Genomic DNA, 11,219 nt, shown 5'->3' with positions numbered 1-11,219 from the left:
GTTTTAGGTCTGTAGAGAGCTAGGTAGTCGTTGTCATTCCCCACATGCACGGTGTAGCCGTCGTTTTTTGCGCCGCCGCTCCACCTTACCTTCCATCCAAATAGTGTGCAAAGTAAGTTGGCTAGTTCATCAGGGTTTTCAACGGTGATATTTGTGTGCTCTAAGTACGCAGTAGTCATGTGTTTTTCCTTGTGTAGATAATCAACGAAAAACAGCTTAATATCTAAAGCTAACTTTAGATCAAGCGTTTTTTTACCGCTATTTCGAAATTGGAAAAGGGGCATTATGGCACCAGAACCTATGGTAAGCATTGGCTTTATTGCTAAACGTACTGGCAATGCTGTTTCATTAATTCGCTATTATGCCAACGAAGGACTAATTCCTTCTGTGCGCACAAATGGCGGAAATAGAGCCTTTCCTCGCTCTGTTATTCGCAGAGTTTCCTTTATTTTGATTGCGCAAAATATGGGGTATTCCCTTACTGAGATAAAGAGTCTGTTGTCTACACTTCCCGACAACAGAACACCCACACAAGCTGATTGGGCAAAATTAAGCAGGGTTTTTAATAAGCATATAGAAGCAAAAATAGCCGCGCTGACCAGTTTAAAGGCGTCGTTAGAGGGCTGTATTGGCTGTGGGTGTTTGTCATTAGACCGCTGTAGGCTTTACAATACCGACGATAAAGTGGCAGCCCAAGGTAGCGGTGCCCAGTTGCTCGATGAAAACGTGCAATCCCAGTTCTTAGTTTCACACAAAAAGTAGCGCTTCATGCACCCAAAAAATCTTCACAAGAACGGCTATCCTATGGATACGCTGTGTCAGACATACCCAGCGCTCAAGTCTTTTCTCGTTCGTGCTAAAAGCGGCAATACCAGTATAGATTTCACCAGCCCAAAAGCGGTGAGGGTGCTTAATGCGGCCTTACTTCATCACTACTACCGCCTTGAATATTGGGATATTCCTGATGGCTACTTATGCCCCCCAGTACCTGGAAGAGCAGATTATATCCACGGTATTGCTGATTTATTAAAATCAACGAGCAGCAGTGCGCAGGGTGAGCAGAGTCAACAGGGGAAAGATCAAAACGTTCGTGGGCTTGATATAGGCGTGGGCGCAAATGCTATCTATCCTATCATCGGCGTTACATCCTATGACTGGTCGTTCGTAGGGAGTGACGTTGACGACGTCGCAGTAAAAAGTGCTAAAGCTATTGCTAGTAAAAATAGTGTGTTAGCCCATAAATTCCAAGTGCGTAAACAAGCGAATAGAGCAAGTATTTTCAACGGCGTGATTGAAGCAAATGAACGATTTACGTTTACTATGTGCAATCCTCCGTTTCATAAGTCTGCGCAAGAGGCACTGTCAGGCACGCGAAGGAAGACATCTAATTTAACCCGTAATAAACAGAAAAGAAGTGGTGCGAAGTTCACCGATAATCGTGAGCAAGGTTTTGGGCATCGTACATCCAAGCTACAAGGTAAAAATGCCGCTTACCAAGGTAAGGACGCAAACTTAAACTTTGCGGGCCAAGCGAATGAACTATGGTGCGAAGGGGGCGAACTTGCCTTCATCCAGCGCATGGTTCAAGAAAGTGTTGCGGTGAAAGACAACGTGAAATGGTTCACTTGCTTGGTGTCAAAGAGCGCCCACTTGAAACCAATTAAAACCAGTATTGATTATTACGGTGCTGCGCAGTGTAAAGTGATTGATATGGGACAGGGAAGTAAATTGAGTCGTTTTGTTGCGTGGACTTTTTAACCGTCGTATCGCTAAGTTAAATTGACCGAGTACAGTTGAAGCAGCATAGTGCGAGCACGCATAGCATTTGCTAAGAAAAGTGGTTCTTGTTCTGAAGAACCACTTTCCAATTCAACGTTTAGAAGCTGAAGGTTTTTGATACACCAAACACAATGCGCTCATCGGCGGTATCAAAATCAAGATTTGTGTTTTCAGCAGCAATTTCGAAATCGAACCCTTCATAACTCGTTTGGTAAGCCAAACGGTAGTGGTAGAAAGAGGTGTCATCACCATTCCATAGCCACTTGTCACTGTCTAGTGAGTTAGATACGTCAAAGCTTGCACGTAAATGATGGTTGGGTGCGAGTTCAAAGGTATGAGCTACCATTGCGATAGCGTGTTTTGCGCCGGTTCCAAAGTAATCCCACGTGTACCAGAAGTTTAGTTCTGAGCTACCGTAGTCACTGGCATAACCAAACTTGGTATACACCTCTGGGTAATTGCCATCACTTGAATCATCGCCACCGTGATAAGAATAATAAGCGATGCCGTAGTCCAAACTCACCGTTTCGGTTAGCATTTGGTAACGACCTACGTAAAAATCCCATTCAAGGTTTGTATCTCCACCAAAATCTACATTTGATGCCCACGTGCCTGCATAAGTGCCGTTATCAAATGCTTTATCAACACCGCCTTGTAGTGCAGGGTCGTTTTGCGTTTGGCTAACGCCGTTGAAGGTATAATCTGAAACCGCAGAGATATTGGCGCTCCAATCAGCGAATGAAGCTGAAGAATATAACGCTGCGACAATAGCCACTGTGAAAATATGCGTGGATGTAAAAAAAGAATTCAAATTTTTCATTGTTAAACACCTGTTTTTATCGTTGTTTTATTTGGCCCGCTTTCTAGTTAATGCGCTTTTACGCCGGTTTCGGGCAACACTTACCCCCATTGGCTAAAAGTGAGCCAATGTTAATGAGGTAAGAAGTGATTGATTTAATTAGTTGAGATTTTCTATCTTGGTAAAGTCGATTTTGTTTTCTTTCGGCGATGTTTTGATGGCCGTAACCGATTTAAACTTCTGACTTAGAATGAAAGCAAAGCAGCTAAAGAAGATAGCGATAACTAACGCACCCACCCACTGAATTTGCAAGAAGTCTAGTTTGAACAGCAGCGTGAGTAGCGAAAGCGCCACGATATTGAGAGCAATGTAATTGCCTTTACCGATGCGTTCAACGGTCATGTTTAGATTATCTGTATAAAGTCTAATCAGTGAATCAAGTGAGTTGATCACAAAGACGACACCCACACACACCATGGCTAAATTGGTTATCCCCTCAGTAGGAATACCTGCACTGTGATAGTGGTACAGTACCGAAAACCAAGCCGCAATCGGGATAGATGGAATGACCATCATAGCCAACATGACTTGATAAGTTTTAAGACCGCCCACGAAGCGAGACGTAAACTGACCAATCATGATGCTCCAGCTGAACCACCAGAATAGATAGAACTCGTGATACTCATTAATGGGTAATACGAAGTTATCGATGTTCGCAAAGTACCCGCCAATAAGACCTAGGTTGGTAAAATAAGCCGTTATCTCACTTTCGCCAAATACAAATGCTGCCGCCCACATGCCAACAATGAGGGCGATGAATACCCATGTGGTTGTTAGGCTTAATATACGCACGTATTTAATGCTAGTGCTCGAATATACGGCAAAAGCAATGGCTGCAAACACGATCAAGTAGAACGCAGGCACGACAGATTCTCCGTCGCCTATCGACGGTAAATACCACGGAAGGTTAGACAGTAATAGAAACGCCGTGAAAGCACAGGTTCCGATGATTACAACGTTGTTTACGAACTTAACAACGGGAAGCTCGAAGAACTTTACTTTCGGTTCGATTACGCAGAAATAAAAACAAGTAAGAAAGTAGAATCCCCAAATTAAGAATCCCCAAAACCCAAACTCAATGGCGAGCGGATTGGTGAAGGCATATTCAGGACTTGCGCTTATGTCAGCATAACCAGCAAATTCAGTGAGCGGGAACATAATAAGGCCCACGTCCAAACCTGAGGTAAAGAGAATGGCAATAAAGGTAAAGGTTCTAACTGGCGTTACGCCGACCACTTTCATGCTGCCCCATTTAAACAAAATATAGGCTACAGAAAGTAGAGTGAAAATAATGCCTGCACTAAGCCATACTGTCATTATCACCCTCCCAATATTGATAAAAATGAAACATGTTTTTTCCTTTTTTCGTTATTAAACAGTCCACCCAACTACACATTAAAGCCTTATAGTAAAGGCGGCATGTAGGCACTGTGGAAGGTGCGCTTGTATTAACAACAAGCACACTGGTGCGAGATAGTCTAAAAATTTAGCGTTGCTCTGTTTGCCAATGCGGGTGAATATCCACGGGCACGTTTTGTGGTGGCAAAGCGGGTTTACCCAGAATGATGTCTGCCGCCTTTTCCGCCACCATGATGGTTGGCGCATTTAGGTTTCCGTTTGGAATTGTGGGGAAGATAGAAGAATCCACCACTCGCAATCCTTCAATGCCATGAACATTGGTTTGAGAATCTACCACTGCCATCTCATCTTCACCCATTTTGCAAGAGCATGATGGATGGTAAGCGCTCTCAACAGCTTCACGCACAAAAGCGTCTATTTCTTCATCCGTCTGAATGTGCTCGCCAGGCTGAATTTCGCCGTCTCTGAAGTCGTCGAATGCTGACTGTGCGATGATTTCTCGTGTAAGTCTTACGCATGCTCTAAACCCTTCGATATCATCTGGATGCTGCAAATAGTTAAACAAAATTTTAGGTGGAACCGTTGGGTTAGCCGACTGAAGGGTTACGCTACCTCTACTTTTAGGTTTGTTGTGACCTACGTGCACTTGAAAGCCATCGCCATCAAACGCGGACTTTCCGTCGTATCGAATAGCGGCAGGCAAGAAGTGGTACTGAATGTCAGGCCACTCTACGTCTGCTTTTGAGCGAATGAAGGCGCAAGACTCAAAGTGATTCGTAGCGCCTAACCCAGAACGGTTTAACAACCAGCGAGCGCCGATCAACCCTTTTGAAATTAAGCCCAGTTTGCGGTTTAACGTTATTGGCTGTTTGCACTTGTACTGGAAATAAAACTCCAAATGATCTTGCAGGTTTTGACCCACACCCGGCAGGTGGTGCTTAACATCGACACCTGCTTTTTCAAGAATATCTCTGTCGCCAATTCCAGAAAGTTGCAGGATATGTGGTGAGCCAATAGAGCCGGCACTTAAAATCACTTCGTTAGATGTGGCAGCAGTCTCGGTTTTACCGTTAACTACATATTCAACGCCTTTTGCGACTTTATCTTCCAGCACAACTTTAGTAACCAGCGCGCCAGTCACTATAGTTAAATTCTTACGCGATTTTACCGGGTCAAGATATTCACGGCTTGCTGAACTGCGTACACCATCTTTAACGGTCATATGCATAGGGCCGAAGCCTTCTTGCTGCTTGCCATTGTAATCGCTAGTGATGTCGTAGCCCGCCTGTTCGCCGGCTTTAATGAAGGCCGTATAAAGCGGGTTCTTCATTTCGTTACCGTTGTTAACGCCGAGTTCACCATTGCCACCTCGGTAAGCGTCGTTACCTTTGTACCAGGTTTCAGCTTTTTGGAAATAGGGTAGGCACGCCTGATAATTCCAGCCCTCTGCGCCGTGAGCTTCCCATTCATCAAAGTCTTTAGCGTGGCCGCGTACGTATACCATTCCGTTAATGGATGACGAGCCGCCCAACACTTTACCGCGTGGGCAGTGCATTTCACGGTTGTTTAAATAGGGCTCTTTTTCAGTGTTGAATTGCCACGCATACTTGTCGGTATTCATAGGAATAGACAGCGCCGTTGGCATCTTGATGAAAATGCTTTTATCTGAGCCACCGGTTTCCAGTAGCAACACCTCGTGCTTTGGGTTTTCTGATAAGCGGTTCGCTAGCACGCAGCCGGCAGAACCAGCTCCAACAATAATGTAATCAAATGTCTGCATATGTACTCCTACTGCGGCTTAAAACGGGCTCTCAATTTGGCTCATACCTACATAAACCGATTTGGTCTGTGTGTAGCTATTAAGCGTTTCAACGCCGTTTTCACGTCCAATGCCAGACTGTTTGTAGCCGCCTACAGGCATTTCAGCCGGAGAGTTACCATATGCATTTATCCAGCAAATACCGGCTTGAAGCTGGTGGATAACGCGGTGCGCGCGCTGGATATCCTTACTAAATACACCGGCGGCTAAGCCTAGCTCAGTGTCGTTCGCGCGTGCGATCACTTCGTCTTCATCATCGAAAACTAACACGCTCATTACTGGTCCGAAGATCTCTTCTTTAACAATAGTCATATCGTCAGTGCAGTCAGTGAAAATTGTTGGCTCAACAAAATAGCCATTTGGCGCAGATGCCGGAGAGGCAGCGTTCCCGCCGGTTAAAAGCGTTGCGCCTTCTTCTTTTCCTTTGGCAATATAGCTAAGTACTAGCTCTTGGTGCTTTTTAGAAATAAGTGCGCCTAGGTTTACGTTAGGGTCAAGCGGATCGCCCATAACAATATTGTTTTCGGTACGGGCTTTAAGCTCATCAATAAAGGCTTGATAAACAGAACGTTGAACGTAAACACGGGTGCAGTTAGTGCAGATTTCACCTTGGGTATAAAAATTACCAAGCATAGCGGCGCTAATAGCTTGGCTAATGTCGGCATCTTCGAATACCACAAGCGGTGACTTACCGCCAAGCTCCATTGTCACGTCTTTTAAGTTCGACGCAGCGGCGCTTTGCATCACTTTTTTACCTGTGCCTACTTCACCAGTAAACGATACTTTCTCTATGTCAGGACTGTTTGTAAGCCACTGACCTACTTGTGCTGCGCCTTGAACCACATTAAATACGCCGTCAGGTACGCCAGCTTCGGTGAAAATTTCAGCCAGTTTAAGCGCACCCATTGGGGTTTCTTCTGACGGCTTAAATATAAACGCATTACCTGCGGCAAGGGCAGGGCCTGATTTCCAGCAAGCGATTTGAATAGGGTAGTTCCATGCGCCAATACCGGCACAGATACCTAGCGCTTCTTTGCGCGTATAGAAGAAATCGCCACCCACAGGTTGCTGGGTACCTAGTTGAGTAGGAGCAAGGCCGGCATAGTACTCAATGACATCAGCGCCAGTTTCAATATCAACACAGTCGGCTTCTTGAATAGGCTTACCGGTATCGAGTACTTCAAGTTTAGCGAGTTCGTCATTACGCTCACGAAGCAATGCAACCGCTTTATTAAGGATTCGGGTTCTTTCAATTGGCATCATTGCTGACCACACTGAAAAACCTTCTTTAGCGCTTTTAATTGCTTCTTGTTGAATAAACTCATCAGCCACTTCTACGTGGTAAATTACCTCACCGGTTGCGGGGTTGGTTACAGCAAAGGTTTCTTTGCTTTTGTTTGCCATCGGCTTGCCGTGAATGAAATTCTGATAAGTCGGTAATGACATGCATAAACTCCTACTTTTAAAAGGACTAAAACTTTCGCCAATTTGCGGGTACTGCGAATTAACTTCTATTACAAATACCTAATACGTAGAAATAGTTTCAAAATGATAAATAGTGTTGAAACTATTTTCTTTATTGAAGTGCTAACTTGCACGAATAGAACACTTTCGTTTTGTAAAAGTCACCCTGTAAAAAACATCATTACCTACTGCGCCAATGACGCATTATTGAAGGTTTTAGGACGTAATGTCGCACGTCTTTTTACTGATGTTTTTATTTTAATTGGTTGTTCAATAAAAATAAATTGTATAGTGTTCTAACTATTGTTTCAACTTGTGAGCATTGTTACAGAAGCGGAATGGCTAGGAGTAACCTGCGAAGCTTGCTGGTAAGTGAGTGATTTTAAATGGTAAAAGTGTAAACATTAAATATATAAAGAATTAGCTATCCCCATGCTTAATTCCTTTTTGATTGACCAATTCAAGGTGCGAAAATGTTTAACTGAAACTAATTGAGTTGGAGGTAAGGGTTAACCTTGCGGGGCTAAAAGCAATTGCTCTTCGCAATTTGATACTGTTGAAAAGAGAAGTTAAAAGGGCAGCTTAGGCCCTTTCATCATTTGAGGTAAATATTAAGGTAGAGACTAAGCCTAAAACAGACAAGTAAGCGTCGATTTCGCTTTAGGTGCCTAAACTGCAATGGTAATAACCTGAGTTGATCGATAGGGTAGCAACATCACCTTTATTCCAAAACACTACGTTCTTGTTGTTGGTGTATTTTGCCCCCGATGCTGAACGTGATAACTGCACAATGTGATGGGTATTGTTCAATGATAAGGCCAATGTGTCAGGCCCCAGCGTATTTACACGTAATGTAGCGAGATTGGCATTAGGCGTTTCACATTTGTACGTTTTGGTCGACTCTTGTTCATTTGAGCCAACCACATCTTGTTTTTGCGATGACGCCAGGTCAGACAATTTCGTATCTACATTACTTTTTGCTGCGCTTGCCGTTTTGTTTATCGTCGATTGAGAAATCTGTGCAGCAATCGCTCTAATCGTTTCATTGCCACTACTGTCGTAAAGCACCAACCAAGTATTTTCCACTATCGAATAAGTTGCCGATGCGGCCAACATTTCGATGAAGCGTTGCTCTTGTTTCATCAGTGCAGGCGCACATGCCTTTTTGGTGAGAATAAGCTTATCAGTGGAAAAGGATTCAGCTGAGCTTTTATTACTAAATACCGTATCGGCTTCATCAACATCTAGCGCTCCGGTAAACTGATTACAACCTGTACTGCCGCTTACTCTGCTAGTGTCTCCGTTTGAATTTACGTTAAGCGTAACATGGCTGAAATCGATAATTCCTGCTCGGTCTATACTTTCAACCTGCCAATGACTGTCCGCTAACGTAAGTGGTTTGCCTTCGGTATGCTTTTCACTACCTTCACTTTCATTTGAATAGAGAGAGGAGACCGAGCTGCACGCTGTTAAAGAAAGAAGCGCAGAACCTGTCAAAGCCCAAAGGTACTTCCTGTAAGTCATGAAAACTCCAATTGTTTTTAATCAATTTCACTATGATTCGCGATAGCCAACTAAGTTCATCTTTAATCGTTGAGCTCAAATAGCACGAAGAGCACCACTATACCTCCACTTTGTCGTCAAAACGACAGTTCGTAAGCGAAAGAAGGGAGTAAACTAACATCTTGATATAACTTATGGGTGACGCAGTATGAAAAATTTAGAACAGCACTTGAGTGAGTACGCCAAGTACCACAGAGATCAAAGAAACATATACACCCATTATGTTGGTATTCCGCTAATTGTTTTCTCGGTTTTCTGTCTACTAAGTAAGCCTGCGTTTCTAGTTAGCGCGCCAATTTTTGAAGATATGATCATAAGCCCAGCGCTCTTTTTTTGGGCAATTGGTAATGCGTTCTACATTAAGTTAGATATAAAACTTGGCATAGTGATGACGCTTATCACGGGGGCTATGGTCTATTTCGCTCAACCTATCGCACAGAATGAAATGGGAACATGGCTTACTATCTCACTTGGCATTTTTATTGGTGGTTGGGTGCTACAGTTCATTGGTCATCACTATGAGGGTAAAAAGCCTGCGTTTGTCGACGACATAATGGGGCTGGCGATAGGACCACTATTTGTGCTTGCTGAATTGAGTTTTGAATTGGGCCTTAGAAGTGCACTTAAAGAAGAGATTGAACGCCGCTCCGGACCCATAAAGTAACTGCTTTAGACAGCGCGTTGAAACAACTAGTCTCAACGCGCTGTTATAACATAATCGCTAAGCTTTCATCTTCTCTATCGTTTCTTTACGCAATTGTATTTTAGACTCAGCAAAAGACTGTCTAGGCAACATCTTCAACTTTTCTGCATAACCCATGGCTGTCGCTAATACCTGCTCTTGAGGTACTGCAGCATCTAAAAAGCCCGCTTTTACCGCTTCACTGCCTTGATAAATACGTGAAAAAAGCAATGCTTCAGTTTGAGACGTATTCGCTAGTCTTGCTTTGGCTAGCTCCATACCGAAAGGCGGTAGCACCATACCAATGGCGGTTTCATTAAGCCCATACTTAGTATCTGCGTCTTTACCAATGCGCAGGTCAGCAGCCATAAGCATAATTGCGCCCATTGCAATGCTGTGACCTTCAGCTGCAACGACAACTGGTAGTGGGAAGCTATATAGGCGTACGATTAACTCAGCGCCTTTTGACACCAACTCGTGCTGTTTTGCTTTGTCGTCGGCTTTCATTACCGATAAATCAAACCCGCCGCAAAACTTGCCTTCACCACCGTATAATACAACCGCTTTTGCGTTTTGCTCTGCTTCATCTAAGGCATCGTTAAACTGCTGAATAAGCTCAAACCCAACGGCGTTAACTTTTCCGTCGTCAAAGGTGATTACTGCAATATCGTTATTAATAGCTAAATTAAACGCCATGGTATGTCCTGTCACTTTCTGGGGAGGAATTAATTTACGTTACACTCTGTTCAGCGCAACTTTCTAGCAGTGATTGTAGGTAATTGATTTCTTTTATGATAGTGCTTTAGGCTTCATCTTCGGGATATGTGCTATGAATATCGGTAATAATTCGCGGAAGTTCTGCAATAAGCTTCTTTTTATATCGACGTTGCTTGCGTCGCGCTTTCGCGTTATTAGGCCTCCACTGCGCTCGTTTATCTTTTACAATTCGCTCTAGGTATTGGCTGGCCTCTATTAAAATTGCGTCGTTAATGGTTGTTCGTTTTGTCATACTAAAACTCCAGTTTTAGCTGCTTATTGCGCCATTGTTTTGAGCGTTGGTTGAGTGCGTGAAGCGAGACACTCTCAGTGGCTATTTGTTTGGCAAGGTTTAATGCTGCGCTGGCTTGCTCGTCGGTCAGGTTTTGATAGGCCGGCGAGGGAATGACCTCATACCACGCACAGCCGACAATATTGTCTAAAATTACTCGCATAAAGCAGTGGTCATGATGTATTGGCCAGGCGTTTTTCTTTGCAGATGCAATAGAAGGGAGCACATTTTTCGCGTAGTGTAGAAATTCTAGTAGGTTCTTCGTGTGCTCCGTTGATTTTGAGAGATAAGCGTGTGGGAATTGGTTCTGAAGGGAAGGTGTGTGCATGCGTGATTTAGCCCTCGTCCAATTCGTTTACACACTTTTATTACGACATAGCAAGAGTTTACACGACACCAGTGAAATTCAGAGTTACACTATTTTTAGTTTTACTGTGTTTAGTTTATTGATTCTTAGTTTTATGAGTTTTAGCCTAGCGCTAAATGCTCATTATTAATTACATGGTTGGTTAATGCGCCCTCATTTAAAAATTCTTGTTATAGAAGATGCTGTTGATTTATTGGAACAAATCACCTCGAGTATAGGCAACACCATCACTTACTTTGACCGAAGTGACGTTGAAATAAGCCTGCTTGAAGCGAACTC

11 protein-coding genes and 1 pseudogene are annotated in these 11,219 nt (G+C 43.6%); 3 read left to right on the top strand and 9 right to left on the bottom strand.

Annotation, left to right across the window (positions count from 1 at the left end; all coding sequences use genetic code 11):
- Positions 1-179: pseudogene (locus tag QVA83_RS07680) on the bottom strand (VOC family protein); the annotation flags it as partial.
- Between the two features lie 106 nt (positions 180-285).
- On the opposite strand from QVA83_RS07680, the gene soxR reads away from it, so the two are divergent.
- Entirely contained in the window at positions 286-762 is a 477-nt protein-coding gene (soxR, locus tag QVA83_RS07675) for a redox-sensitive transcriptional activator SoxR (RefSeq protein ID WP_287498310.1), read from the top strand.
- Positions 763-768: 6 nt separating this feature from the next.
- Entirely contained in the window at positions 769-1,758 is a 990-nt protein-coding gene (gene rlmF, locus QVA83_RS07670) for a 23S rRNA (adenine(1618)-N(6))-methyltransferase RlmF (RefSeq protein WP_287498309.1), read from the top strand.
- 118 nt (positions 1,759-1,876) lie between these two features.
- Here the strand turns inward: rlmF and QVA83_RS07665 are convergent, their stop codons facing one another.
- The 5 genes from QVA83_RS07665 to QVA83_RS07645 all read right to left on the bottom strand — a co-directional run bounded on the left by QVA83_RS07665 (position 1,877) and on the right by QVA83_RS07645 (position 8,804).
- The gene (locus QVA83_RS07665; RefSeq protein WP_014977124.1) at positions 1,877-2,599 is read right to left on the bottom strand and encodes a TorF family putative porin; all 723 of its coding nucleotides are present in this window, start codon (positions 2,597-2,599) and stop codon (positions 1,877-1,879) included.
- A gap of 138 nt (positions 2,600-2,737) precedes the next feature.
- Positions 2,738-3,955: a BCCT family transporter gene (locus QVA83_RS07660; protein WP_287498308.1), complete on the bottom strand. Its 1,218-nt coding sequence runs from the start codon at positions 3,953-3,955 to the stop codon at positions 2,738-2,740.
- Positions 3,956-4,124: 169 nt separating this feature from the next.
- Complete coding sequence (betA, locus tag QVA83_RS07655) at positions 4,125-5,777, bottom strand: choline dehydrogenase (protein ID WP_039228495.1); 1,653 nt, start codon at positions 5,775-5,777, stop codon at positions 4,125-4,127.
- Between the two features lie 18 nt (positions 5,778-5,795).
- Entirely contained in the window at positions 5,796-7,262 is a 1,467-nt protein-coding gene (gene betB, locus QVA83_RS07650; protein WP_014979913.1) for a betaine-aldehyde dehydrogenase, read from the bottom strand.
- A gap of 678 nt (positions 7,263-7,940) precedes the next feature.
- The gene (locus tag QVA83_RS07645; protein WP_287498307.1) at positions 7,941-8,804 is read right to left on the bottom strand and encodes an META domain-containing protein; all 864 of its coding nucleotides are present in this window, start codon (positions 8,802-8,804) and stop codon (positions 7,941-7,943) included.
- A gap of 187 nt (positions 8,805-8,991) precedes the next feature.
- On the opposite strand from QVA83_RS07645, the gene QVA83_RS07640 reads away from it, so the two are divergent.
- Positions 8,992-9,507 (top strand): Mpo1 family 2-hydroxy fatty acid dioxygenase, encoded by a 516-nt coding sequence (locus QVA83_RS07640; RefSeq protein WP_287498306.1) that lies wholly within the window; start codon positions 8,992-8,994, stop codon positions 9,505-9,507.
- 57 nt (positions 9,508-9,564) lie between these two features.
- Here QVA83_RS07640 and QVA83_RS07635 read toward each other — a convergent pair whose 3' ends face one another.
- From QVA83_RS07635 to QVA83_RS07625, 3 genes are all read right to left on the bottom strand, one after another.
- Positions 9,565-10,221, bottom strand: a complete 657-nt coding sequence (locus tag QVA83_RS07635; protein ID WP_156086707.1) for a crotonase/enoyl-CoA hydratase family protein — start codon at positions 10,219-10,221, stop codon at positions 9,565-9,567.
- 106 nt (positions 10,222-10,327) lie between these two features.
- A complete protein-coding gene (locus QVA83_RS07630; protein WP_287498305.1) occupies positions 10,328-10,534 on the bottom strand; it encodes a hypothetical protein in 207 nt (68 codons plus the stop codon).
- 1 nt (position 10,535) lies between these two features.
- Positions 10,536-10,736 (bottom strand): hypothetical protein, encoded by a 201-nt coding sequence (locus tag QVA83_RS07625; RefSeq protein WP_232300871.1) that lies wholly within the window; start codon positions 10,734-10,736, stop codon positions 10,536-10,538.
- Between the last annotated feature and the right edge of the window lie 483 nt (positions 10,737-11,219).

This window comes from Alteromonas sp. AO-Serp (assembly GCF_017849675.1).
GTDB lineage: Bacteria > Pseudomonadota > Gammaproteobacteria > Enterobacterales > Alteromonadaceae > Alteromonas > Alteromonas macleodii.
This window is presented reverse-complemented; position numbering and strand designations above follow the sequence as displayed.